21 protein-coding genes are annotated in these 25,534 nt (G+C 41.8%); 3 read left to right on the top strand and 18 right to left on the bottom strand.

All coding sequences use genetic code 11. The features are described from left to right. Nucleotides 1-43 precede the first annotated feature (43 nt). Together OCV27_RS02490 and OCV27_RS02485 are read right to left on the bottom strand one after the other, a co-directional pair. Nucleotides 44-796, bottom strand: a complete 753-nt coding sequence (locus OCV27_RS02490) for a general secretion pathway protein GspB (RefSeq protein ID WP_125320230.1) — start codon at nucleotides 794-796, stop codon at nucleotides 44-46. After that, on the bottom strand, nucleotides 796-2,400 hold the full coding sequence (locus OCV27_RS02485; RefSeq protein WP_125320231.1) for an ExeA family protein: 1,605 nt from the start codon (nucleotides 2,398-2,400) through the stop codon (nucleotides 796-798). Before OCV27_RS02485 ends, OCV27_RS02490 begins: the two co-directional genes overlap by 1 nt. A gap of 90 nt (nucleotides 2,401-2,490) precedes the next feature. Here OCV27_RS02485 and OCV27_RS02480 point away from each other — a divergent pair, with 90 nt between their 5' ends. Beyond that, on the top strand, nucleotides 2,491-3,738 hold the full coding sequence (locus OCV27_RS02480; RefSeq protein ID WP_125320232.1) for a multifunctional CCA addition/repair protein: 1,248 nt from the start codon (nucleotides 2,491-2,493) through the stop codon (nucleotides 3,736-3,738). 86 nt (nucleotides 3,739-3,824) lie between these two features. Here the strand turns inward: OCV27_RS02480 and eno are convergent, their stop codons facing one another. The 5 genes from eno to rlmD all read right to left on the bottom strand — a co-directional run bounded on the left by eno (nucleotide 3,825) and on the right by rlmD (nucleotide 11,470). Continuing rightward, nucleotides 3,825-5,123, bottom strand: a complete 1,299-nt coding sequence (eno, locus tag OCV27_RS02475) for a phosphopyruvate hydratase (protein ID WP_125320233.1) — start codon at nucleotides 5,121-5,123, stop codon at nucleotides 3,825-3,827. 76 nt (nucleotides 5,124-5,199) lie between these two features. Then, nucleotides 5,200-6,840 (bottom strand): CTP synthase, encoded by a 1,641-nt coding sequence (locus OCV27_RS02470; protein WP_125320234.1) that lies wholly within the window; start codon nucleotides 6,838-6,840, stop codon nucleotides 5,200-5,202. Between the two features lie 162 nt (nucleotides 6,841-7,002). Continuing rightward, nucleotides 7,003-7,797, bottom strand: coding sequence for a nucleoside triphosphate pyrophosphohydrolase (gene mazG, locus OCV27_RS02465; protein ID WP_125320235.1), 795 nt, complete (start codon nucleotides 7,795-7,797; stop codon nucleotides 7,003-7,005). Nucleotides 7,798-7,864: 67 nt separating this feature from the next. Next, the gene (relA, locus tag OCV27_RS02460; protein WP_125320236.1) at nucleotides 7,865-10,084 is read right to left on the bottom strand and encodes a GTP diphosphokinase; all 2,220 of its coding nucleotides are present in this window, start codon (nucleotides 10,082-10,084) and stop codon (nucleotides 7,865-7,867) included. 66 nt (nucleotides 10,085-10,150) lie between these two features. Beyond that, nucleotides 10,151-11,470, bottom strand: coding sequence for a 23S rRNA (uracil(1939)-C(5))-methyltransferase RlmD (rlmD, locus tag OCV27_RS02455; protein ID WP_125320237.1), 1,320 nt, complete (start codon nucleotides 11,468-11,470; stop codon nucleotides 10,151-10,153). A gap of 169 nt (nucleotides 11,471-11,639) precedes the next feature. Between rlmD and barA the strand changes: the two genes are divergently transcribed. Next, nucleotides 11,640-14,411, top strand: a complete 2,772-nt coding sequence (gene barA / locus OCV27_RS02450; protein ID WP_125320238.1) for a two-component sensor histidine kinase BarA — start codon at nucleotides 11,640-11,642, stop codon at nucleotides 14,409-14,411. On the opposite strand, the gene acpS is transcribed toward barA, so the two are convergent. From acpS to rpoE, 11 genes are all read right to left on the bottom strand, one after another. Further along, nucleotides 14,396-14,779 carry a holo-ACP synthase gene (acpS, locus tag OCV27_RS02445; RefSeq protein ID WP_125320239.1) on the bottom strand — a complete coding sequence of 128 codons (384 nt, stop codon included), beginning with the start codon at nucleotides 14,777-14,779 and terminating at the stop codon, nucleotides 14,396-14,398. The two genes, barA and acpS, sit on opposite strands and share 16 nt — an antisense overlap. Before the next feature lie 5 nt (nucleotides 14,780-14,784). Further along, nucleotides 14,785-15,516, bottom strand: coding sequence for a pyridoxine 5'-phosphate synthase (gene pdxJ / locus OCV27_RS02440; protein WP_125320240.1), 732 nt, complete (start codon nucleotides 15,514-15,516; stop codon nucleotides 14,785-14,787). Continuing rightward, on the bottom strand, nucleotides 15,513-16,241 hold the full coding sequence (gene recO, locus OCV27_RS02435; RefSeq protein WP_125320241.1) for a DNA repair protein RecO: 729 nt from the start codon (nucleotides 16,239-16,241) through the stop codon (nucleotides 15,513-15,515). Before recO ends, pdxJ begins: the two co-directional genes overlap by 4 nt. 74 nt (nucleotides 16,242-16,315) lie before the next feature. Then, the gene (gene era, locus OCV27_RS02430) at nucleotides 16,316-17,290 is read right to left on the bottom strand and encodes a GTPase Era (RefSeq protein WP_125320242.1); all 975 of its coding nucleotides are present in this window, start codon (nucleotides 17,288-17,290) and stop codon (nucleotides 16,316-16,318) included. Next, nucleotides 17,283-17,960 (bottom strand): ribonuclease III, encoded by a 678-nt coding sequence (rnc, locus tag OCV27_RS02425; RefSeq protein ID WP_125320243.1) that lies wholly within the window; start codon nucleotides 17,958-17,960, stop codon nucleotides 17,283-17,285. Before rnc ends, era begins: the two co-directional genes overlap by 8 nt. A gap of 15 nt (nucleotides 17,961-17,975) precedes the next feature. After that, nucleotides 17,976-18,872: a signal peptidase I gene (gene lepB, locus OCV27_RS02420; protein WP_125320244.1), complete on the bottom strand. Its 897-nt coding sequence runs from the start codon at nucleotides 18,870-18,872 to the stop codon at nucleotides 17,976-17,978. 85 nt (nucleotides 18,873-18,957) lie between these two features. Then, nucleotides 18,958-20,751, bottom strand: coding sequence for a translation elongation factor 4 (gene lepA, locus OCV27_RS02415; RefSeq protein WP_125320245.1), 1,794 nt, complete (start codon nucleotides 20,749-20,751; stop codon nucleotides 18,958-18,960). 105 nt (nucleotides 20,752-20,856) lie between these two features. Further along, complete coding sequence (locus OCV27_RS02410) at nucleotides 20,857-21,327, bottom strand: SoxR reducing system RseC family protein (RefSeq protein WP_125320246.1); 471 nt, start codon at nucleotides 21,325-21,327, stop codon at nucleotides 20,857-20,859. Then, nucleotides 21,324-22,289 (bottom strand): sigma-E factor regulatory protein RseB, encoded by a 966-nt coding sequence (gene rseB, locus OCV27_RS02405; protein ID WP_125320247.1) that lies wholly within the window; start codon nucleotides 22,287-22,289, stop codon nucleotides 21,324-21,326. The genes OCV27_RS02410 and rseB overlap by 4 nt, the downstream gene beginning before the upstream one ends. Beyond that, the gene (locus OCV27_RS02400) at nucleotides 22,286-22,906 is read right to left on the bottom strand and encodes an RseA family anti-sigma factor (protein ID WP_125320248.1); all 621 of its coding nucleotides are present in this window, start codon (nucleotides 22,904-22,906) and stop codon (nucleotides 22,286-22,288) included. The genes rseB and OCV27_RS02400 overlap by 4 nt, the downstream gene beginning before the upstream one ends. Nucleotides 22,907-22,932: 26 nt before the next feature. Continuing rightward, nucleotides 22,933-23,511, bottom strand: coding sequence for an RNA polymerase sigma factor RpoE (gene rpoE / locus OCV27_RS02395; protein ID WP_125320249.1), 579 nt, complete (start codon nucleotides 23,509-23,511; stop codon nucleotides 22,933-22,935). 402 nt (nucleotides 23,512-23,913) lie between these two features. Here rpoE and nadB point away from each other — a divergent pair, with 402 nt between their 5' ends. Next, on the top strand, nucleotides 23,914-25,527 hold the full coding sequence (gene nadB, locus OCV27_RS02390; RefSeq protein WP_125320250.1) for an L-aspartate oxidase: 1,614 nt from the start codon (nucleotides 23,914-23,916) through the stop codon (nucleotides 25,525-25,527). The last annotated feature ends 7 nt before the right edge of the window (nucleotides 25,528-25,534 follow it).

Raw genomic sequence — 25,534 nt, 5'->3', positions numbered from 1 at the left:
CTGAGTTGATTAGGATTTGAAAAGGTCGCATACGCGACCTTTTTTATCCCTGCCAATCATATAATGCCGGAACCTGAATTTCTGAGCCATTGAAGGATATAACACTATACTGTGACTCTATATTCTGTAGCTGAATATCATCACCTATCCAATCCCCCTCCCGATATTCAGTGCCATTTATCTTAGCCCAACGTTTGTCTGGGTTGCTTGAATAAACATGAGTCTGAAAGTTAAGAGGCGGAAGCTTACCCTCCCATTCACGGCTATTAAGTACCAGATCAGACGCATCGCTGTTGCTTTGGCTAGATGCTTCCCGATTGTCGAGTACAGATTCAACGCGCAGCGCAAGCTCAGGAGATAACCCAGACAAGTCTAAGTTTTCAATCAAACTATCATTTTCTATAGGGACTATTGCCTTTTCTTCTTGCTGAGGAGAAATGGTATTAGATATCAGTGCGGACGGCTCAAGTCTAATATTTTCTGGTGGCGCAAAATCATAGGTCTCTCGAAGAGTGCCAAATGATGGATAATTTAGAGTATAGTATTGAAATGAAACTTGCTGCACTTGTGATGGAGGCTGATTAGATATTTTCCATGCGGCCAATTGCTCATTGTAGCTATGATAAATACCCGCTACTCCCCCGAAAAATGCTGGAGTACAAACGAAGGTTAAAAGTAGCCAATTCGGAACTTTACGCTGCACTGATTTACTTATCGTTGGTTGCCCATATTCCAATATCTTGAATGTCTGATGATGCTGCTCTGAATGATCTAACGCTTGTAATACTTTCGACATTATACCTCTCCCTCTGACTCTAACTTACTAAGTGAAGGTGCTTTATCCTGAGAGAGTTTTTCTAAACGCTGCAACGTTTTTTTCCCAGCGATACCGTCAACATTTAAACCTTGCCATTGTTGAAATAATTTAATTTTACGTATCAATTCATTACCGTAAAAATCATTATCTGCTTCTGGCTCGCCTAATGTTTTTGACAACCGCCTATTCAATTCATAAATCGCAGGCCCAGACATTTTAGGCTTAAACGTCTGATGCCAATAACCTTGCCAAATTTGATAATACTCCCCTCCCCATAAACTTATTAGTTCATCAATCGGCAGCTCAACTCTCTGCTCAGCCAACAATAATTGAGCCATTTCATCATCTAACTTATACAAGACTGCATAACTCTTCCGCCCATCACTATTTAGAGCCAATAGTACTGGTACATTTGCTTCCCTCAATGCGGAAAGCATGCCATGTGACTGAACACATCGAAAGGCACCTTGATCTCCTTGCCGGCACAATCGTTCAACGACAGATGCCTTAATCCCCCATACACGATAAAGCACTTCCATTGCCTGCTGAAAATTCTCAGACTGCGATAGTGTGTACCTTAATTGAGATGGGAAGACTTTCTCTTCAACCATGGTGACTGTCTGAGGAGGATACTTTTCAACAATATGCTGATGAATCAAGCTATCTGCCAACTGAGGCGCAGCCCAATAACTTACCACTGTTAATATTACTCCCACAGCACTGGCTTTTAGCCTGCTTGAGATTAGAGGAACTGACTCAACAGGCAGATATGATGTTTGAAAACTCATAATGTCCTGGCAAGCAACTTCAACACTGGAATGACTTGGAAGAGCTTCCCCAATCCTATAGGCTTGCTTTAAGGCTGCATCACAAATTAGATTAATTAAGCGCGGAATACCAAAAGAGTGTTGTGAGATAAGTTTTAATGACTTAGACGAAAATAAACCGCTATCTCCACCAGCCAACTCTAAACGATAACGAATATAAAGCGTTGCTTCTTTAACATCTAAAGGTAATAAATGGTACCGACCCGTAATACGTTGTGCTAGTTGACGCAACTGAGGCATTTTTAGTCTCTGCTGAAGTTCAGGTTGTCCAACAAGCAATACTTGTAATAGTTTCTGATTATCCGTTTCTAAGTTAGTTAATAACCTCAATTGCTCAAGCACTTCGGCAGAAAGATGCTGAGCCTCATCAATCACCAATAAAGTTTGCATACCATTAGAGTAACTATTGAGTAGAAATTCATGAATCTGTTGGTTAAATTGTTTAAGTGTGGCACCCGAGTGGTAATCAATTGAAAACTCATCGCAGATCGCTTCAAGCAGCTCTATGCTTGAAAAGGTAGGATTAAGGATAAGGCCAGTCTGAGTATCACTATCCAGAGATTTGAGTAAAGTTCTGACTAAAGTGGTTTTCCCTGTGCCAACTTCACCAGACAGCATAGCAAATCCTCCACCTTCTCCAAGACCCGCTTGCAAACGAAACAAGGCTTCTTTATGTCGTTGGCTTTGGAATAGAAAACGAGAGCTTGGCACTATCGAAAAAGGCAGCTCTGTAAATCCAAAATGTTTCTTATACATGTCTCTCATCTCTGGGAATTTGCTGATAAGAAAAGTAACATTGCTAGCACTAATAGCCAATGCAAATATCCGAATATAAGAGGGATACCTGTGCAAATATTTCTAGTTGGTGGCGCGGTGCGCGATAGATTACTCAACATTGAAGTCCATGACCAAGATTGGGTTGTTGTTGGTGCTACTCCTGACATTTTAGTCAAAAAGGGATTTGTAGCTGTCGGCAAAGATTTCCCTGTTTTTTTACACCCCAAGACCAAACAAGAATATGCCCTGGCAAGAACAGAAAGAAAGACAGGGTCTGGGTATAAAGGGTTTAATTGTTATTTCGCACCTGACGTCACTATCGAAGAAGATCTTCTGCGTCGCGATCTCACCATCAATGCTATGGCGCAAGACAGTAAAGGTAGGCTAATCGACCCCTATGGAGGTCAAGCAGATCTCAACAATCGCACTCTAAGGCATGTCTCTAGCGCCTTTATCGAAGATCCTCTGCGTGTCCTTAGAGTCGCTCGTTTTGCTGCCAAACTTCATCATCTCGGCTTTAACATTGCTGATGAAACCCAAGATTTAATGAAGCAGATTGTCATGTCCAAAGAGCTTGAGCATTTAACCGCTGAGCGTGTATGGCAAGAGTGGCATAAATCTCTTTCTACTCAAGATCCACAAGTTTTCTTATCATCACTTCGTGACTGTGGAGCACTAAAAATCATTCTTCCAGAACTCGACTGCTTGTTTGGGGTCCCTCAACCAGAAAAATGGCACCCTGAAATAGACACGGGTATCCATAATATATTAGTTGCCAAACAAATCGCACTTTTGACGCAATCAACCAAAGTTCGCTTCGCCGCACAAATGCATGATCTAGGTAAGGGAATCACTCCAATAACTGAGTGGCCTAGTCATAAAAAGCACTGTCATACTGGCCAAGACATTATCAAGCGATTATGTGACCGGATTCGAGTACCTAATGAATATCGAGATTTAGCTTTAATTGTCTGTAAACAACATTCAAACGTGCATCGTGCGCAAGAGTTAAGAGCAGAAACAGTACTAAAAGTACTTAATAGCTTTGATGTTTGGCGTAAGCCAGAACGATTAGAAGAAGTGTTACTTGCTTGCATGGCAGATAGTCGTGGACGTACTGGATATGAAAAGGTCGATTACCCTCAGAAAATCTTTTTTGAACAAGCCTATCAAGCTGCCTTATCTATTAATGTTCAGGAAATTATTAAAGATGGGTTTCAAGGCGGAGCGATTCGAGAAGAAATGGAAAAACGAAGGATAGAGGCTATTAGAAGCCTGCGTAAAAAACGGCCTAAGGATAACCCATTAAGCTCATAGATCAATGCATCGAACTGAATAATAACAATAATAAATCGCCTCTAACCAAGAGGCGATTTTATTAAAATCATTTAGGTATCAATCAATTACTGACCTTTAACTTCTTTAATACCATTGTAAGGTGCACGTGCACCGAGAGCTTCTTCGATACGGATTAACTGATTATATTTCGCAACACGGTCAGAGCGGCTCATAGAACCCGTTTTGATTTGGCCAGCTGCCGTACCAACTGCTAAATCAGCAATAGTAGCGTCTTCAGTTTCACCACTACGATGAGAAATAACCGCTGTATAACCAGCATCTTTAGCCATTTTGATTGCTGCTAGCGTCTCAGTTAGAGAACCAATCTGGTTAAATTTGATGAGGATCGAGTTAGCAACGCCTTTTGCGATACCTTCAGCAAGGATCTTCGTGTTGGTTACAAATAGGTCATCACCAACCAGTTGGATCTTGTTACCTAATAGTTCAGTCTGGTGCTTGAAGCCATCCCAGTCAGATTCATCTAGACCATCTTCGATAGAAACGATTGGGTATTCCTCAACTAGACCAGCTAGGTAGTGGTTAAACTCTTCAGAAGAGAAGATTTCACCTTCACCTTTCATGTTGTAGTTACCCGCTTCTTTGTCATAAAACTCAGATGCAGCACAGTCCATCGCTAGTGTAACGTCTTTACCAAGCTCGTAACCCGCTAGTTCAACCGCTTCTTTGATTGCTGCAAGAGCCGCTGCGTTAGATTCTAAGTTAGGTGCAAAACCACCTTCATCACCAACGGCCGTACTCATACCTTTCGCTTTCAGTACTTTAGCTAGGTTGTGGAATACTTCTGCGCCGATACGTAGACCTTCTTTCAACGTTTTAGCACCAACAGGTTGAATCATAAACTCTTGAATATCAACGTTGTTATCTGCATGCTCACCACCATTGATGATGTTCATCATAGGTAGAGGCATAGAAAATTGACCTTGAGTACCATTAAGCTCAGCAATGTGCTCAAACAGAGGCATACCTTTTGCTGCAGCTGCTGCTTTTGCATTAGCAAGAGATACAGCTAGGATAGCATTGGCACCAAAGTTAGACTTATTTTCAGTGCCGTCAAGGTCAATCATTACAGCATCAACTGCTGCTTGATCTTTCGCGTCTTTACCCACTAGAGCTTCTGCAATCGCTCCATTTACTGCTCCAATAGCTTTAAGAACACCTTTACCTAAGAAACGTGCTTTATCACCATCACGGAGTTCAAGTGCCTCGCGTGAACCCGTTGAAGCACCAGAAGGAGCCGCAGCCATACCAACGTATCCACCTTCTAGGTGAACTTCAGCTTCTACAGTTGGGTTGCCACGTGAGTCGATAATTTCACGACCTAGAACTTTAACGATCTTAGACATTGATGATTCCTCTCGTTCAAATATGAATGTCAAACTTATAAGGCAACCGCACAATTACGCGACCACCTGTATCCTTTTACTTCTCAAATTCACCACGAGAAAATTGCCCTGCGGCTTTAACAAAGCCTGCGAATAATGGGTGACCGTCTCGTGGTGTTGAGGTAAATTCTGGATGAAATTGAGCAGCTACAAACCATGGATGGGCGGGATTCTCAATCATCTCGACCAATTTCTTATCCGCAGACAAACCAGATACTTTCAAACCAGCTTTTTCAATTTTAGGTCGAAGTACATTATTTACCTCGTAGCGATGGCGATGACGCTCATGTATGGTAGCACTACCGTACATATCTCGTGCTTTGGTACCCTTCTCCAAGTGACATAGCTGAGAACCTAGACGCATTGTTCCACCTAGATCTGAACTTTCAGTGCGTTCTTCAACTTTACCTTCATCGTCAACCCATTCAGTGATCAATCCAACGACTGGGTATTTCGTCTCTTTGTTAAACTCTGTCGAATGCGCACCTTCAAGGCCAGCAACATTACGAGCATACTCGATCAAAGCAACCTGCATTCCAAGGCAAATTCCCAAATACGGTACACTATTTTCACGAGCATACTGAACCGCGAGAATCTTACCTTCAATACCACGGTCTCCAAAACCACCAGGAACTAGAATAGCATCAAGACCTGCTAATGCTTCTTCACCTTTGCTCTCCACATCCTGAGAATCTACGTACTTGATAGTAACATTAAGGCGGTTTTTCAAACCTGCGTGTTTCAAAGCTTCATTAACCGACTTGTATGCATCAGGTAGCTCAATGTATTTACCAACCATCCCAATAGTTACATCACCAGTAGGGTTAGCTTCTTCGTAAATAACCTGCTCCCATTCAGAGAGATTAGCTTCATTTGCTGTGATACCAAAACGTGCACATACAAGATCATCAAGTCCTTGAGACTTAATTAATTGAGGGATCTTATAGATAGAGTCAACATCTTTCATTGAGATGACCGCTTTCTCTGGCACATTACAAAATAAAGCAATCTTCTTGCGCTCATTTGCTGGGATCACACGATCGCTGCGGCACACCAAAATATCAGGCTGGATACCAATAGAGAGCAATTCTTTAACTGAGTGCTGAGTAGGTTTCGTTTTCACTTCACCTGCTGCCGCAAGGTATGGAACCAATGTCAAATGCATAAACATCGCACGTTCTCGACCCAATTCAACCGCTAACTGACGAATAGCTTCCATAAATGGCAAAGATTCTATATCACCGACAGTGCCACCGACTTCAACGATAGCCACATCATGACCTTCTGAGCCTGCGATAACACGATCTTTGATAGCATTGGTAATATGAGGGATAACCTGAATAGTTGCGCCTAAATAATCGCCACGACGTTCTTTACGTAAAACATCAGCATAAACACGACCAGCAGTGAAGTTGTTGCGTTTAGTCATCTTGGTACGAATGAAACGCTCATAGTGACCAAGGTCTAGATCTGTTTCTGCACCATCTTCAGTCACAAATACTTCACCGTGCTGAGTTGGGCTCATTGTGCCTGGATCAACGTTAATATACGGATCAAGCTTCATCATAGTCACTTTAAGACCACGAGCTTCGAGAATAGCTGCTAGAGATGCTGCTGCAATACCTTTACCTAGAGAGGATACAACCCCGCCAGTAACAAAAATGTAATTTGTCGTCATGTTTAACCTGAAATTGGTTGAATGAGGGAAATAGATTTCTTCTGGACGGGGGATAAATATACCAGAAGACCCTTATCGCCACAACGTGAAATCTATCACACTGTCATTTTTTCTTTTTTGTTTCAAATCAAATTCGAATGGTTCAATTTTCGCTAGCTTAGGCTAAGACTCTTGTCGCTTAACATAATCCCATAAGTTATCAAGCTGCTCTAAATCAAAATCTTTCAACAGCTTACCTTGCCCTGCAATAACAAACTCAATTGCCTTAAACCGTCGCACAAACTTTAAATTTGCTTTACTCAAAGCAGATTCTGGATCCTTATCTAAATGACGACTTAAATTCACCACTGCAAATAATAAATCCCCCAGCTCTAGTTCTATTTTATCTTGATTCGGTGATACCTGAAGCACTTCGTCCATCACTTCGTCAATTTCTTCACGAACTTTGTCCACAACTGGCCCTAAAGAGTCCCAATCAAACCCATAACGAGCACACTTCTTTTGAATTTTATTCGCTCGCGATAACGCAGGTAATGCGTTTGGTACAGAATCTAGAATACTTTGTTCAGCGCTGCCTTTTTTTGCCTTTTCTTTGGCTTTTTCCGCTTCCCAATTATCTGAAATCTCATCTTCACTTGAAAATTCAACGCCCGAAAAAACATGTGGATGGCGGCGAGTTAGTTTTTGGTTTACATCATCCACCACATCAGAAAACTCAAATAACCCCTGTTCTTTAGCTAATTGACTGTAGAAAATCACCTGAAACAACAAATCACCTAACTCTTCCTGCAGATTATCCCAATCTCGATTGTGGATAGCGTCAACAACTTCGTAAGTTTCTTCTATGGTGTGAGGCACAATTGTATCGAAAGTTTGTTGCAAATCCCATGGACATCCCTGTTGAGGATCACGCAACATAGTCATGATTTGTTCTAACTGCTCTATCGGGTGACTCATTATTATATTCCTCTAAACAAAAAGGTGAGTGGTATTAACCACTCACCTTTTATTAACCGCGGGCGGGTTAACCTAATCTCTTAACAGACATGACATCTTTGATTTGTTCTACACGCTTGGATAAACGTGATAATACCTCAACATTGGTCACTTCAAGATCAAAGTCCATAATTGACAACTGGCTACGGTAATCAACTCGGCTCTTCATACTAGTCACCTTTATTTTTTCATTAGAAAATAATGTGGTGATATCTTTCAGCAGCCCACCGCGCTCCATTGCCTCAACACGTACAGTCAATATGTATGAACCAACATGGCCACTTCCCCATACTGTATCTATGATTCTTTCTGGTGCATGATGACGAAGCTCTTCAAGTTGCTCACAATCTGATCGATGAACCGAGATCCCCCGACCTTGAGTGATATAACCTGCAATTTCATCACCGGGAATAGGCTGACAACAGCGTGCTAAATGCGTCATAAGATTATCAACGCCTTCCACTACTACTGCATCTTTTTTAGGCCGACTCAAAGCTGGAGATTTGTTTTCCGCTTCCTTAAGTTTTTCAAGCGCCTGTTGATCTTCTTCTTCAGCTGTAGGCTTATTAACGAGGGCATTTATATGATTGACAATCTGGTTAATACGCAAATCGCCGCTACCAATACCAACAAAAAGCTCATCTGCACTATTTATATTAAATCGCTTAAGTGCGTATTTCTCAGCGTCTTTCAGCGATGCACCTATTTTATTTAACTCAGATTCGAGGATTTCTCTACCTGCCTCTAAATTTTTCTCTCGCGATTGTTTACGAAACCAAGCATTAATTTTCGCCCGAGCCCGTCCAGAAGTCACAAAGCCCATTGATGGATTTAACCAATCACGAGAAGGGTTAGGCTCCTTAGAAGTAATAATCTCGACCTGGTCACCCATGGTGAGTTTATGAGTGAAAGGAACTATACGGCCAGCAACCTTAGCGCCAATACAACGATGACCCACTTCGGAATGAATATGGTATGCAAAGTCAAGCGGAGTCGCTCCCATTGGTAAATCAACCACATCACCACGAGGTGTAAATGCATATACACGGTCATCGAAAACCTGGCTGCGAACTTCATCAAGCATCTCGCCAGAATCTGACATTTCTTCTTGCCAATCAAGCAGCTTACGTAGCCAAGTGATTTTTTCATCATAACCACTGCGTCCGCCACCACCTTCTTTGTATTTCCAGTGAGCTGCAACACCAAGTTCTGAGTCTTCATGCATGTCTTTTGTGCGGATCTGAATCTCAATCGTCTTGCCTTCAGGGCCTAGAATGACAGTATGTATTGATTGATATCCATTAGGCTTTGGGTTAGCAACATAATCGTCAAATTCGCCGGGTAAATGTTTGTGTTTAGTATGAACAACACCTAATGCCGCATAACAATCTTGAAGTTTATCAGCAATGATCCGTACTGCACGAACATCAAAAAGTTCGTCAAATGCCAAGCTTTTTTTCTGCATTTTGCGCCAAATACTGTAAATATGCTTGGGCCGACCACTTACTTCAGCATTGATCCCTGACACATTGATTTCATTGGATAAATCGTCAACAAAGTCTTTGATGTACTGTTCACGTACGATGCGGCGCTCAGAGAGCTGCTTTGCGATTTGCTTATACGTATCAGGTTGCTGATAACGAAACGCGTAATCTTCAATCTCCCACTTAAGCTGACCAATACCTAAACGATTAGCAAGAGGAGCGTATATATTGGTACATTCTTTAGCTGCCGCACATCGAACTTCATTAGGTGCCTTTTTAACCTCAATCAAGTTACAGATTCGCTCAGCCAATTTAATGATTACACAGCGGAAGTCATCAACCATGGCAAGTAACATTCGACGAACATTATCAACCTGAGCTGAAGCAGCAGTCCCTTCTATCGTGACATTCAGTTGTCCAAGGGCTGCCATTTCTTCCACACCATCAATCAACTTGATGGTTTCTTTACCAAAATCTTCTTCTAAAGCCTCACGTTCATAAGCGCCACTTGATACCAGTGGGAACAGCAATGCAGAAACTAACGTGGCCTTGTCCATAGAAAGTGTCGTCAGGATCTCGATCATTTCCCGGCCACGCCACAATAACAAGGCTTTTTGCTCCTTGTCAGCCAAAATAGTTTCGCAGTGTAGGTATACCTCTTTGAGGCGTTTTGCCACTTTGGTATCTTGTTTTAAACTCGAGACCCAAGTATCTAACTCAAACTGCTCATCTTGATTCAAGTGTGCACTTCGTACCGCAACCATTATCTTTGTCCTGTTTTACTTTCTATTTTCGTAGGGTAAGACTGCTCTCAACGAGGTAAGTTCTTATCATTCTTTAATAAATAAGGCCATGGATTCTAGATGACTCGTATGGGGAAACATGTCTAACATCCCAAGTCGTTTTAACTCATAACCTTGGCTAAGTAGACTGCGAGAGTCTCGCGCTAGAGTAGCAGGATTACAAGAAACATAAACCACCCTTGTTGCTCCCAAAGAAGAGACTTGTTCTACAATTCCACTGGCTCCCGCTCTGGCAGGATCAAGCAATATCTTATCAAATTTCTGACTAGCCCAGGGCTGACCTGACACATCTTGTTCCAAATTTTCCTGAAAAAATGTCGCATTATTAATCTGGTTCACCTCAGCGTTATGAATGGCTTTATCAACCATCTCATCAACTCCTTCGATACCAATCAATGATTTAACTTGCTTTGCAATCGGCAAACTAAAATTCCCTAACCCGCAAAACAAATCCAATACACTGTCTTGGGAAGACAAATCTAGCCAATCAAGTGCTTGTGCAACCATCAGGGCATTGACATCTCGATTTACCTGAATGAAATTATTGGGTTCAAATGGAATGGTCAATCCAATCTCTTGATAGATCCCTGATTTACCATATTCAAGCACCATATCATCACTATTTGGCATCAGGTACAAAGTCACTTGCTTACTTCGAACAAAATCAAGCAAAGTTTGCTGATCTTTAGGCGATAAAGACTTGGTATGGCGTAAAACCAAAATACAAGCATTGTCAGCTTTCACCAATTCAACATGACCGATACATTCTGGATGAGAAAATGTCTGCAACAATTGGTATAAGTCTGGTAACAAAACATCCAGTTCAGGAACTAGAATCGGACAATGCGTCAGAGTAACAATGTCCTTACTGTGCTTTTTACGAAAACCAAATTTGAGTTGACGAGTTTTCCTGTCCTGCATCACGCTAAATCTAGTTCGTCTACGATAACCTTGGCTTGGGCCGACAATTGGCGCATCCAATTCAAGTCTTTTCCCTGCAAATTTACTCATTAGCTGGCTTAAGGTTTGTTGCTTGTATTCTTGTTGATCCTGATTGCTCAGATGCTGCATATTACAGCCACCACATTCATTATAATGAGGGCAAAATGGTTCAATACGTTGCTTGCTCGGACTTTGCACTTTAATTAATGATGCACGAGAATACTTGCTTTTGCTCTCAGTAAGCTGTGCTAATATTTGCTCTCCTGGTAATGCCCCCTCAACAAAAACAGGCTTACCTTTTTGGTACGCAATACCTGCTCCATAATGATCAAGCTTGTCAATGGTCAATAACTGATGTTTCGTATTCAGTTGAGTTTTCTTTTTCGGTTGGAAGAAACGCGCCATAACTCTGTTCTTTGCCTTGTGCTATTGTTCTGTATTACTATCCAAGTATCACCTTTTCGTACCTGAATGATTGTCGGAGCCGAACGAGTTGATTATGCTTAAGTATTCGATGGCTTCTTTTTACTTGGAAGTTATTTTCCCACATCCATACCACGATGTTTAGACAATAATGACTAGATATGGCTTACGCGCCCGCGTTATTACTCTCACACTTGCACCTACCTTAATCATTGGCCTGCTATTGAGCGCATTTTTCTCTTTTAATCGCTACCATGATCTTGAAAAACAAGTTATCAACTCGGGGTTAAGTATTGTTGAGCCCCTTGCAATTGCCAGTGAGGAGGGATTGAAAAACAACAGTCGTGAAGCTGTACGAAGAATTATTAGCTATGCTCATCGTAAGAATTCTAAATTCGTTCGTAGTATAGCCGTTTTCGATTACAACCATGATTTGTTTGTAACATCTAACTTTCACCCTAACTTTGAATCTCTGACATTCCCTCGTAATGAATCAATTCCGTTGCTCGTAACGTCTGACTTACAGGGGAACACTCTAATTTTACGAGCTCCCATCGTCGCAGAATCAGGACTACTTTCTGCAGCCAAAGGTCAAAACAGTAACTCTGCATTAGGTTATATTGCCATAGAACTTGATCTGTCTTCTTTAAGACTTCAGCAATATCAAGAGGTTTTCTCGGCCTTCCTAGTTCTAATTTCGGGGCTTGGATTATCAGCAATCTTTGCTCACCGCTTAATGCACGATGCCACTCGACCTATTTCGCATATGAAAAATATGGTAGATCGAATTCGCCGCGGCCACCTAGATGTTAGGATTGAAGGCAAAATGCACGGTGAATTAGACACATTAAAAAATGGTATTAATGCTATGGCAGTGTCCCTATCGGAATACCATGTAGAAATGCAGCATAGTATAGATCAAGCCACTTCGGATCTTAGAGAAACCTTGGAGCAGCTAGAGATCCAGAATGTTGAATTGGATATTGCCAAAAAAAGAGCTCAAGAAGCAGCTCGAGTAAAATCTGAATTTTTGGCTAACATGTCACATGAGCTTCGAACGCCTCTCAATGGTGTGATTGGTTTCACTCGCCAAATGCTCAAAACCAAATTGACCAACAATCAAACCGACTATCTACAAACCATTGAAAAATCAGCCAATAATCTATTAAGCATTATTAATGATATCCTTGATTTTTCTAAACTTGAAGCGGGTAAACTCGCTCTAGAAAATATTCCGTTTGATTTTCAAGAAACACTAGAAGAGGTGGTCAGTTTACAAGCTACAAGTGCCCACGAAAAAGGGCTTGAAGTAACACTTAAAGTTGATTCTAAAATCCCTACAGGCGTGGTAGGCGACCCACTGCGAATTCAACAAGTACTAACTAATTTAGTTGGTAATTCTATCAAATTCACCGAACGCGGTAACATAGATATCAGTGTTGAAATGCGCTCACAAAAAGATGATATTATCGAATTACAGTTTATGGTTCGTGATACCGGAATTGGCATTTCAGAACGGCAACAAGCTCAACTGTTTCAAGCATTTAGTCAAGCGGATGCGAGTATCTCTCGTCGTTATGGCGGTACCGGATTAGGCTTGGTCATCACACAAAAACTTGTTGGTCAGATGGGAGGAGAGATTAGTCTAACGAGTAGACTCCACCAAGGATCAACCTTTTGGTTTACCCTCAAACTTCATTCAACAGAAATGCCAGTCAATGAACTAGTAGAAACTCAATCGCTGAAACAACGAACATTGCTTCTGATAGAGTCTAATATGCAGGCAGCTTCAGTAATTCAGCAGGTTCTTGTTCAAGAAGGCTTGATCGTCACCTACCGAGCATCGCTCCCAGATGACTCAAGCCACTATGACTACATTATACTTAATTTAGCACCAAACAAACCCAATCAGCTAGAGCAAGTAGAGCAATGGGTGAAATACGCTAAGCAATGCACATCTCACCTAGTGGTAGGTATACCCAGTACAGCTCTAGCATTATCAGACCATCTAATCCAGACCCATGATGTTCATTGCATTACCAAGCCACTTTCACGTCGGAAACTATTACAGATTTTAGCGACCAACCAAGAAACACTCCCCATTATCGAGTTCAAACCTATATACAGTGAAAAGCTACCTCTCATTGTTATGGCTGTCGATGATAACCCAGCCAATCTAAAACTTATCAGTGCATTACTGCAAGAAAGAGTCGAGACAGTCATCACCTCTACCAATGGCTTAAATGCTGTTAGCCAAGCCGAAGAACGGCGATTTGATATTATCTTCATGGATATTCAGATGCCTCATATGGATGGGGTGACGGCATGCCACAAAATCAAAAGTACACAATACAATGCAAAAACTCCTGTTATTGCTGTCACAGCACATGCAATGAGCGGAGAGCGAGACAGGTTGCTTGGTGCAGGTATGGACGATTACTTAACCAAGCCCATTGAAGAGCATGTGCTTCAGCAAGTATTAACACACTGGAATCCAGATACCAACAGTCTTAATAAAGAGCGGCCTGATCCAGATATGCAAGTACCCTCTTTATTACATTCAACGGAAAACAACAGCCTTATTATTGATTGGCAAGTAGCGTTAAAACAATCGGCAAATAAAACTGATCTTGCACGAGATATGTTACAAATGCTGATTGACTATATCCCAGAGGTGAGTGTGGTGGTTGAAACAGCCATGGAACGAAAAGATTATGACAGAGAAAAGTTACTTCATTATATCCACAAGCTACATGGTAGCAGTGCTTATTGTGGCGTACCTCGACTTAAAAAAGTCTGTTCAACTATAGAGAAGGCTCTTAATTCCGGTTCCAGTATTTTGGAACTAGAGCCAGAATTATTTGAGCTACAAGATGAAATGGAAAAGGTTATCGAGAACTCAACACCTTATTTAGACTCATAGATAACAGTTGCAACGGTATAATGACGCTCATCTGAAATAGATAGGTGGATATGCTCAACCTGTTTCATTTTAGCAATTTCAGATGCTTTGCCAGACAACGACAAATATGGCGCGCCGTATTGATCATTAGTAATACTAAAGTCGTGGAATGTCACTCCTTGAGCTATACCTGTACCCAGAGCTTTTGAAGCTGCTTCTTTAGCAGCAAAGCGCTTAGCCAGAAATCGAGCCTGCTGTTTCATAGAATGAAATCGCTCCAATTCTTGCTCTGTTAGAATTCGTTGCGCAAAACTATCACCAGATCGAACAAGTGCTTTTTCAACTCGCTCTATTTCTGCGATATCTGTCCCTAAACCTACAATTGCCATCGTAACTACTTACGCGCTTCAACCATAAGAACTTTCATATCAGCAACCGCTTTGTGAAGACCATCAAAAGCAGCTCGACCTATAATGGAGTGTCCAATATTAAGTTCATGGATTTCTGGGATCGCAGCAATCGGAGCAACGTTATGATATGTCAAACCATGCCCTGCATTAACGATCATCCCCAAATCAGCAGCATAACTTGCGCCAGCTGCAATTTTTTTCAGTTCATCTTGCTGGTCATCATCATTCTCGGCATCAGCGTAATGCCCCGTATGAAGTTCTATGTATGGCGCACCACAAGCCTTAGCTGCATCAATTTGTTCTCTATCTGCATCAATGAACAAAGATACCTTGATCCCAGCCTCACTCAAGGCTTTTGTAGTATGTTTTATTTTCTCGAGATGGCCCGCGACATCTAGCCCACCTTCAGTCGTAAGTTCTTCACGTTTTTCAGGCACTAAGCAAACATATTCTGGCTGAGTTTTGAGTGCAATATCAACCATTTCTTCAGTCACTGCCATTTCAAGATTCATACGAGTCTGGATCGTTTCACGTAAAATACGCACATCACGATCTTTGATATGACGACGATCTTCTCTAAGGTGGATAGTAATACCGTCGGCTCCTGCACGTTCAGCAACTTCAGCAGCATGAATAGGATCCGGATACTTAGTACCACGAGCGTTACGCAGCGTCGCAATATGATCGATATTAACACCCAGATAAATAGAACTCATTTTCCAATACTCCGTGATTGAGGAGTTAAGATTTTCATAAATAACTCCCTACTTTTTAATGGCTTGCCCCCAAGATACGGCTTTAATGCCACTCGTGTAAAGCGTTTTGCCGCGTTTAGTTGCTCTTTTGTAATAAACCTACGCTCGCTGATAGCAATTAACTCATTACCTAAAAAGGTGAGATTGTCTTTTCGAACTGAAGCTATAAAACCTTTTTGTTCTCGGTAACGATATGTCATTTCAGCTTCAATAAGCTTACCAGTTCCAGCACAATGCAAAAAATCGACTCCATATCCCATTGCAGACAGCAATGCTAATTCAAAACGCCTCAAAGCAGGTTCAGGGTTATCACATTGAGCAAGTTCAGTGAGGGTATTAAGGTAATCATGAAACAGAGCTGGCATGGGTACTTCAGCCATCAAAACTCTAGCAAGCAATTCATTAACATACATTGCTGAATATAGAGTGAGCCCAGAGAGAGGTAACCCAAGACTAATCGGCTCAGCTTGACGAAGTGTCTTCATTGAACCTTTGCCGTACCACTTTAGCAGTAAAGGAGTGAAAGGCTGCAAAGCGCCTTTAAGATGAGATCGCTTACTTCTTGCTCCTTTTGACATCAGAGCTAATCGCCCGTATTCCTCACTAAACACATCGAGAATCAGACTTGACTCACTATAAGGACGTCTATGAAGCACAAAACAGCGCTGTAAGCCTTCTGCAACCATATTTAGTGCCCAAAAAAGATAAGGAGCCACAGCCCCTTATGGTGTTGTGCGAGAACAATAAAACTCTACTAAGGTCAAAGGTCGTCAATATACCCCAAAGAGCGCAGAGCACGTTCATCATCAGCCCAGCCTGATTTAACCTTAACCCAAGTTTCCAAATACACCTTACGACCAAACAGCTCTTCCATATCTAGGCGAGCTTCACGCCCTATTGTCTTAATTTTTTCACCGCCTTTGCCGATCACCATCTTTTTCTGGCCATGGCGCTCAACTAGGATAAGAGCATTAATATGGAAACCATCGGTTGCTAGATTATAATCAAAACGCTCAACCTCAACAGTGACTGAGTAAGGTAACTCTTCACCAGTAAACCTCATTAGCTTCTCTCGAACAATCTCAGACGCCATAAATCTCTGCGAACGATCCGTCACATATTCTTCTGGAAAATGATGAGTGGCTTTAGGTAAATGCTCACGAACATGATTGCGTAACACATCAATATTCTTACCTTGTTTAGCAGAAATAGGGACTACATCAACAAAGTCCATCCTTTTTGATACTTCCATCATATGGAGCATTACATCATTTCGGTCTTGGACGTTATCGACTTTATTAATACACAATACAACCGGGAAATTCGACTTTTGTAACTTAGTCAAAACCATCTCATCATCTTTTGTCCAATGAGTCCCATCGACGAGAAAAAACACTAAATTAACATCGCTAAGTGATGAGTTAGCAGCTCGGTTCATAAGGCGGTTAATTGCACGCTTTTCCTCGATATGCAAGCCTGGTGTATCAACATAAATCGCTTGATAATCACCTTGGGTATCAACACCCATAATCCGATGACGTGTCGTTTGCGGCTTGCGAGAAGTTATCGAAATTTTTTGTCCGAGAATTCGGTTCAAAAGAGTGGACTTACCCACATTAGGGCGACCAACTATTGCAATGAAACCACAATATTGGTTGTCTGGTGCGCTTTTTTCGCCACTCGATGAAAAAAATGTATCGATATCAAAATCATTTTTGTCTGATGAATCAGTCATTGCTAAGTTGCTCTAGTGCTATTTCAGCAGCCGCTTGTTCTGCCTTGCGGCGACTGGTACCTTTACCAACAACAGACGTCCCTATGCCTGCTACTTCACACGATACAGTAAACTGCTGATTATGTGCTTCACCTTTAATATTAGTCACTGTATAAACAGGTAGCGGTTTTCTTCGCCCTTGCAAGAATTCCTGCAAACGAGTTTTAGGATCTTTTTGAGAGATACCAGGTTGAATAGCCTCAAGACGCTGGAGATACCAACTAAGAATAATTCTACGGGCCACTTCAATATCACTATCGAGATAAATGGCTCCAATAATGGCTTCAACGACATCAGCGAGTATCGAATCGCGGCGAAAACCACCACTTTTTAACTCTCCAGGGCCTAATTTTAAGTAATCTCCAAGTTCAAACTCTCTGCCTAATTCCGCCAGAGTATTCCCACGAACTAATGTTGCTCTCATGCGACTCATATCCCCTTCATTAATGTCAGGGAAACGGTGATAAAGATCATCAGCAATAACAAAACTTAAAATTGAATCGCCCAGAAACTCTAGACGCTCGTTATGTTTTCCATGCGCACTGCGATGAGTCAGTGCTAAATGGATAAACTCAGCATCATTAAAATGATAACCAAGCTTTTTCTCTAATTTAGATATGGGAGAATTCATGCTCTCTCGATAAATTTAGTTAATACCACCGATGCGGTTAAAACGCACACCAGTCGGGATCCATGAGGGCAAAATACTATCGGTATCGCGCTCAAACTCAAAGCTTATCCATATAGCAACGGCCTTTCCTACCAAATTTGCTTCAGGGACAAAGCCCCAAAAACGACTGTCAGCACTATTGTCCCTGTTATCACCCATCACAAAATACTGCCCTTGTGGTACCACCCACTCTGTAGTGCCACTACGTGGGTAATACTGCTCAACAGGATTACGAGCTAGCGGATTGACCAAAATATTGTGTGCCATACTTCCTAATTGTTCCGTCATTTGAATCTGCTGAACACCTCGGTCAATAAAGTCACTTTCTTCGACGTTAAACAATTTAACAGGCTCGCACACTGACGTGTCTGCCTTTTGAATACATATCTGTTTATCACCACTGTAACGAATAAGATCGCCAGGTAGGCCCACAACACGTTTAATATAATCAATGCTTGGTTGCGGCGGATATTTAAATACCATCACATCACCACGTTCAGGTTTTCCAACTTCAACTAATTGATTGCGCCATACAGGGTCTTTTAAACCATAAGCGTATTTTTCAACCAAGATAAAGTCTCCAACCAACAACGTCGGCTTCATAGAACCAGAAGGGATCTGAAATGGCTCATATATAAATGAGCGCAGTACAAGAACTACCGCGATAACAGGAAAAATAGATACACAGTTTTCGATCCACCATGGCTGTTTAACCACCTTTTCAGTCACTGCTGCATCAAGTTCTTGAGTTTGTTCTTCAATAGTCGCAAGCTGTGCATAGCGTTTTTTAGCAAACAGCAACTTCTCCAGCACCCAAACAATACCGGTTACTAAAGTGACAATAACTAGGATTAATGAAAATGTATTCGCCATTGACTTCCCTTATCTCATAAACACGAAAGTGAAAGAGCCGTAACTCTTTCACTTAGCAATAGGTTAGTTTATCAGAAACTAAAACCTAATCTTTACCAACATGCAGAATAGCAAGGAAGGCTTCTTGAGGCAGTTCCACATTTCCGATCTGCTTCATACGCTTTTTACCTTCTTTCTGCTTCTTCAATAGTTTTTTCTTACGACTCACATCACCGCCGTAACATTTTGCAATCACGTTTTTGCGCAATTGTTTAACTGTAGAGCGTGCAATAATATGATTACCAATCGCTGCTTGAATAGCGATATCAAACATCTGGCGAGGAATAAATTCTTTCATTTTCTCCACCAACTGACGACCACGAGTTTGCGAATGATCTTTGTGCGTAATTAAAGCGAGAGCATCAACTTTGTCGCCATTAAGCAATACATCGACACGAACCATATCTGATGCTTCAAAACGCTGAAAGTTGTAGTCCAATGAAGCATAACCACGAGATGTCGATTTCAAGCGGTCAAAGAAATCAAGCACAACTTCAGCCATTGGAATATCATACGTTACAGCAACCTGATTTCCGTGGTAAACCATATCTACCTGAGTTCCACGTTTCTCTACACACAAAGTAATTACATTACCCAAGTAATCTGAAGGCACAAGAATATTACAACGCGCAATAGGTTCACGAATTTCTTCAATATCGTTGATCGCTGGAAGTTTTGCCGGGCTATCTACGTGCAGTAGCTCACCATCTGTTTGTTCAACTTCATAAACTACCGTTGGGGCTGTGGTAATTAGGTCTAAATCATATTCACGTTCAAGTCGCTCTTGGATGATTTCCATATGCAGCATTCCAAGGAAGCCACAGCGAAAACCAAAACCCAGAGCTGCTGAACTTTCAGGTTCATAAAATAAAGAAGCATCATTGAGGCTTAGTTTACCCAAAGCATCACGAAAGTTTTCGTAATCATCTGAGGATACAGGGAAAAGACCCGCGTAAACCTGTGGTTTAACTTTTTTAAAACCTGGTAAAGCCTCTTCACAACCATGCTTAGCAAGCGTCAGCGTATCTCCAACAGGAGCACCAAGAATATCTTTGATACCACACACTACCCAACCAACTTCACCAGTATTAAGCTGTGTTGTATCCTCTTGCTTTGGTGTAAAGATGCCTAAACGATCTACCCCCCACACCTGCCCTGTGCTCATCACCTTAATTTTATCGTTCTTCTTCAGCGAACCATTTTTAATGCGAACTAAGGAAACAACACCTAAATAGTTATCAAACCAAGAGTCAATGATCAATGCTTGTAATGGCGCATCCTCATCACCTTCAGGCGCTGGAATTGCAGAGACAATATTTTCAAGTACATCTTCGATACCCAGTCCAGTCTTTGCAGAACATCGGGTTGCTTCCATCGCATCGATGCCGACAATTTCTTCAATCTCCTCAGCAACACGCTCAGGGTCTGCTGCTGGCAAATCAATTTTGTTCAAAATAGGAACCACTTCAAGGTCCATTTCAATCGCTGTGTAGCAGTTAGCTAAGGTCTGAGCTTCAACGCCTTGCCCTGCATCAACAACCAATAATGCACCTTCACAAGCAGCAAGTGAGCGAGAGACCTCGTAGGCAAAATCTACATGTCCCGGTGTATCGATAAAGTTGAGTTGATAAGTCTCACCATCTTTAGCTGTGTAATTTAGGGTCACACTCTGGGATTTAATAGTAATACCACGTTCGCGCTCTAAATCCATTGAGTCAAGTACTTGAGATGCCATTTCACGGACACTCAATCCTCCACAGTCTTGGATCAAACGGTCGGATAGGGTCGACTTACCATGGTCGATGTGGGCGATTATCGAAAAGTTACGAATGTGCTTCATGATTTGGTGTGACTAAACTCTTAAATATAGGGACATAAAAAGGCCACATTACAGCAGCGCTTCAATAAAGTTGGCAGATTCTAACCAATTTCTAGACAATACGCACTAGCTAATTGGCTCACCTAGCACACGAAGCAATTTGACACCTCGTGATGAACGGAATTCAAGTTTAATAACCAACCGTTTAGCGCAATATATTCCAACTAGAGTAGAAAGAGCCGAAGTCAATATGACAACCCCCTCCCCAGGGCCGAAAATAGGGCTCAGTAACCACTGGCCACCCAATGCGCCAAGCATCATAGCAAATAAAGGCACTAGATAAACTAGGGTCGCAGATTGCAAAACATCTCTCTCTGGCAAACCAATTTCTACAATCTGCCCCTTTTTAACGTACTGGATTGTATCAAGTTGCCAATATAATGATTTACTGCCTATAGCCTTAGACACTATCCCTGTTCCACATCCTTTTTGTGATGAGCAATTAGAGCAGCTCGTTTGCTGATCGCAGCTTAAATCTACAGTATAACCACCGGAGTTTGGCTTAACTGAAGCGACTGTTGCTAACGCAGTCATCACTGCGTAGTACTCACTTGTTTATGAATCGTCACCGACTGAGCAATACGCTTCGCCGTTGCTGGGGGAATATCACCCACTACAGATATTTCCTTATTGCCTTTAACATAGCTATGGAGCGTTCGTCGCCCTTGACGTACTAACTGGCCTTTTAAAGAATAATTATCACTCTCTGACACATACACAGAAAAGCTAAATAACCCATCACTAAACATCTGAGTTTCGACCATTCGGTCACTACTTCCCATTCTGTAACGATTAAGTTCTGTTGATTCAAAGCCATTTGGTATCCAATCAACTGTCCAAAAACTTTTCTCTAATTCACCTTTGGGCAAAGACAGAACACCAGGCAATTTAACCGTATTAAGTGTACTTAGCACCTCAGAAATAGTGTCATTAACGCTGTAAGATATAGTTCGATATTGCTCAAGGACTTCACCATCTCGGTCAACTAAATCAGCCCTAAGTGGCAACTTGGTTTGCTCATCGACCCATAAAATATACGAATAGCGAAGGCCATCTTTTGATGCAACCCTCAATACTTGACAAGCTGCTCCTGCTTCTCGAGCACGGCCGACCTGAATAAAATCATAAAACTTACTCAAATCTTCAATATTACTATTCAAAAGAGGGATAGTAGGAGCAACAATATTACCAGACTCTATAGTAAACGGCTCAACACCAGGTTCAATATAACTAACCTCATCACCACGTCTTATTACCTCTCGAGCAGGCCCACTGAGATAAACAAGGTGGGCCAGTTGCTGACCATTATTTCGGGCATGGCGATACAAAAGAGGCTCGATGCTATTTTTCTTAACCAGAATATAAGAAAGCTCATAGTTAAGGTGTTGACTGGCCTCGTTCATTTGATGCAACAACGCCTCTGCAGTTTTTTCTTCTGCAAAGGCGAGTGGCGAACTCAAACTGAACAGTGCTAGTACACTGGTCAGGATTTTATTCATTCAACTACCGTTTTTGGATTATCGTTATGACCAGAGACTTCGCTATTTAAACGCAGCTGCAATTCGTAGTCTTGCAACATTGCATTAATGCGACGCCGCTGTTCCTGAACATTGGTTGTACTCGTTGGTGTAGACTGCTCAACCGAGCTACGAGTTAAACTCACAGGCTCAGCACTACCGGTAAATGGGATAGTTTGCAAAACTGGAAGCTGTTCCACATCAGCTTGTCCAGGCTCACTACCTCCATATTGCTGCACACCAAGAATGACCACAAACGAAACACAAGCCGCTACTGCAACCTGACCAAATTGGTTTAACCACGCGGGTAGTTCACGACGAGCTCTAAGTGGGAGTGGTTGCTCAGAAGGGGAATTAATCTGTGTAACATTCTCAAGAGAGAGTTTAGAGTGTGTTTTCTCTTCTTCCAGAGCAAGTGCAACGCTATCAGCTATATTCCACTCTTGTCTTTGCGGAGCTTCACCTCGCATCGCATCACCAATTAAATGGTAATTGTTCCATGTTTTTAGGCTAGATTGGTCTTGCTCTAATTCACTAATTAAAGCTTTATCAACCAACTCTCCATCCATGAGTGCTGAAATTTTCTCTTTGTCAGCCATTCTTTTCACCATTAACCTTACTGGCATTAGTGTTCTATAAGGGGTTGAATCTTTTTCTCAACCGCTTCACGAGCTCGGAAGATACGTGACCGCACCGTTCCAACAGGACATTCCATTACAACAGCAATTTCTTCGTAACTCAGACCATCAAGCTCCCGTAACGTCATTGCCGTTTTTAAATCATCAGGTAGAGCTTCGATCGCACTAAAAACTACTTGTTTCAATTCTTTGGACAACGTTAAGTTCTCAGGGTTCGAAATTTCTTTCAATGCACTACTTGTTTCGTAATATTCAGCTTCTTCAGTGTCCACATCCTGTGCTGGCGGCCTACGCCCCTGAGCAACGATGTGATTTTTAGCAGTATTAACAGCTATCCTATATAACCAAGTATAGAAGGCACTTTCACCTCGAAAACTTGGTATAGCACGATACGCTTTAATAAATGCTTCTTGTGCTACGTCAGGTATATCCCCTGGATTATTGACATAGCGAGAAATAAGATTACAGACTTTATTCTGGTATTTTATTACCAATAGATTAAAGGCTTGCTTATCTCCACTCTGAACTCGCTCAATAAGTACCTGATCGGTCAACTGCTCGTTCATTCGAGCGTATACTCCTATTGTTATCGACCCCTACCTTACAGATATGAGCATTAATTATTCAAAACCTAGTATTGACACCATCGCTTACTTGAGCACTATTGTGACTCAACTATAAATATAAAGTTCAAATTTTCTGCCGTATTTATTTTAGAAGCGATGACTCTATTACATTATGATCCATGATTGTGGGGATCAAAGGAACCAAAAGCAATGTTATTTACAAAGAATTGCATTCATTCCGATGCTAGTATAATTGGTCTACTCTGTGTTTTATCAGAGCTTAATTGCGATGTTTTAATCGACTTACAAACTTCAATGCTCTATGACTGATGCCCTATCGTTGGCGAGGGATCGGCACTATTTTGTTTAAGAATTAAATTAACTCAGGAATTAAAAAGGTTTATGAACGCAAACCGTGAACATCAATGTGATGTATTAGTGGTGGGTAGTGGCGCAGCTGGCCTGTCGTTAGCGCTTCGTGTCGCCGAGTACGGCAAAGTCATTGTGTTAAGCAAGGGAACGAGAAGCGAGGGTTCAACTTACTATGCTCAAGGTGGTATAGCAGCAGTCTTCGATGAATCTGACAGTATCGAGTCCCATGTTCAAGATACTCTTATCGCCGGTGCTGGCTTGTGTGAACAAAAAACTGTTGAGTTTATCGCTGAAAATGCAAAAGCTTGTGTTCAGTGGCTGATTGATGGTGGCGTTCCATTTGATCGTGAAGATGGTGATAGTGATGATAATCCTCGTTACCACTTAACACGAGAAGGCGGACATAGCCACCGGCGTATCTTACATGCTGCCGACGCTACAGGCATGGCGATGCAAACATCTCTACAAGACAATGCACACCATCACCCTAATATTACTGTACTGGAACGGCACAATGCACTGGATTTGATCTGTGCAGATAAAATTGGTGGTGAAGGTACTAAAGTCGTCGGTGCCTATATATGGAACCGTAATCAAGAACATGTCGAAACTGTACGAGCGAAATTTGTCGTACTTGCCACTGGTGGGGCATCTAAAGTTTACCAATATACCTCTAATCCAGATGTATCTTCAGGTGACGGTATTGCAATTGCTTGGCGAGCTGGATGCCGAGTAGCAAATATGGAATTCAATCAATTTCATCCAACATGTCTATATCACCCAGAAGCGAGGAATTTTTTACTTACTGAGGCTCTGCGAGGAGAAGGTGCTTATCTCAGGCGCCCAGATGGGTCACGTTTCATGCCAGAGTTCGATCAGAGAGAAGAACTTGCTCCACGAGACGTTGTAGCAAGGGCTATTGACTTTGAAATGAAACGTCTCGGTGCTGACTGTATGTATTTGGATATTAGCCATAAGCCAGCTGATTTTATCGAAAAACACTTTCCAACCATATACAGTCGTCTTATGGATTTGAGTATCGATATGACCAAAGAACCAATTCCAATTGTCCCTGCAGCTCACTACACCTGTGGCGGAGTCATGGTCAATAAGCAAGGAGAAACAGATCTATCGCAGCTTTATGCTGTTGGTGAAGTTAGCTATACGGGCCTTCATGGCGCCAATCGTATGGCTTCAAATTCTTTGTTGGAATGTGTGGTATATGCTTGGTCTGCAGCAAACGATATCATAGATAAAATGGCAAAAGCGGCTATACCGCCCACCTTACCTCCATGGGATGAAAGCCAAGTAAGCTGCTCCGATGAAGAAGTCGTCATACAGCATAATTGGCATGAACTACGTTTATTTATGTGGGATTACATGGGAATTGTTCGCACAGATAAGCGCCTTGAACGGGCATTGCGGCGCATACAGTTACTTCAACAAGAAACTCATGAATATTATAGTAATTTCAAAGTATCAAATAACCTACTTGAACTGCGTAACTTGCTTCAAGTAGCAGAACTAATGGTACGCTGTGCAATGGAAAGGAAAGAAAGCCGAGGACTACATTATACACTCGATTATCCAGAATTAGAGCCAGATAGTAGCCCGACAATTCTTTATCCTGAAAAACTACTGTAGACAAGCT

It is taken from the genome of Vibrio pectenicida, assembly GCA_024347015.1.
Classification (GTDB): Bacteria; Pseudomonadota; Gammaproteobacteria; order Enterobacterales; family Vibrionaceae; genus Vibrio; species Vibrio pectenicida.
This window is presented reverse-complemented; position numbering and strand designations above follow the sequence as displayed.

Excerpts from the sequence above, each read along its gene's own strand:
- relA (WP_125320236.1), bottom strand. The coding sequence starts at position 10,084 with ATGGTTGCGGTACGAAGTGCACACTTGAATCAAGATGAGCAGTTTGAG.
- rlmD (WP_125320237.1), bottom strand. The coding sequence starts at position 11,470 with ATGGCGCGTTTCTTCCAACCGAAAAAGAAAACTCAACTGAATACGAAA.
- acpS (WP_125320239.1), bottom strand. The coding sequence starts at position 14,779 with ATGGCAATTGTAGGTTTAGGGACAGATATCGCAGAAATAGAGCGAGTT.
- recO (WP_125320241.1), bottom strand. The coding sequence starts at position 16,241 with ATGGTTGCAGAAGGCTTACAGCGCTGTTTTGTGCTTCATAGACGTCCT.
- pdxJ (WP_125320240.1), bottom strand. The coding sequence starts at position 15,516 with ATGAGTTCTATTTATCTGGGTGTTAATATCGATCATATTGCGACGCTG.
- eno (WP_125320233.1), bottom strand. The coding sequence starts at position 5,123 with ATGTCTAAGATCGTTAAAGTTCTAGGTCGTGAAATTATCGACTCACGT.
- nadB (WP_125320250.1), top strand. The coding sequence starts at position 23,914 with ATGAACGCAAACCGTGAACATCAATGTGATGTATTAGTGGTGGGTAGT.
- era (WP_125320242.1), bottom strand. The coding sequence starts at position 17,290 with ATGACTGATTCATCAGACAAAAATGATTTTGATATCGATACATTTTTT.
- mazG (WP_125320235.1), bottom strand. The coding sequence starts at position 7,797 with ATGAGTCACCCGATAGAGCAGTTAGAACAAATCATGACTATGTTGCGT.
- OCV27_RS02485 (WP_125320231.1), bottom strand. The coding sequence starts at position 2,400 with ATGTATAAGAAACATTTTGGATTTACAGAGCTGCCTTTTTCGATAGTG.
- OCV27_RS02470 (WP_125320234.1), bottom strand. The coding sequence starts at position 6,840 with ATGACGACAAATTACATTTTTGTTACTGGCGGGGTTGTATCCTCTCTA.
- lepA (WP_125320245.1), bottom strand. The coding sequence starts at position 20,751 with ATGAAGCACATTCGTAACTTTTCGATAATCGCCCACATCGACCATGGT.
- OCV27_RS02490 (WP_125320230.1), bottom strand. The coding sequence starts at position 796 with ATGTCGAAAGTATTACAAGCGTTAGATCATTCAGAGCAGCATCATCAG.
- lepB (WP_125320244.1), bottom strand. The coding sequence starts at position 18,872 with ATGGCGAATACATTTTCATTAATCCTAGTTATTGTCACTTTAGTAACC.
- rseB (WP_125320247.1), bottom strand. The coding sequence starts at position 22,289 with ATGAATAAAATCCTGACCAGTGTACTAGCACTGTTCAGTTTGAGTTCG.
- rnc (WP_125320243.1), bottom strand. The coding sequence starts at position 17,960 with ATGAATTCTCCCATATCTAAATTAGAGAAAAAGCTTGGTTATCATTTT.
- OCV27_RS02400 (WP_125320248.1), bottom strand. The coding sequence starts at position 22,906 with ATGGCTGACAAAGAGAAAATTTCAGCACTCATGGATGGAGAGTTGGTT.
- rpoE (WP_125320249.1), bottom strand. The coding sequence starts at position 23,511 with ATGAACGAGCAGTTGACCGATCAGGTACTTATTGAGCGAGTTCAGAGT.
- barA (WP_125320238.1), top strand. The coding sequence starts at position 11,640 with ATGACTAGATATGGCTTACGCGCCCGCGTTATTACTCTCACACTTGCA.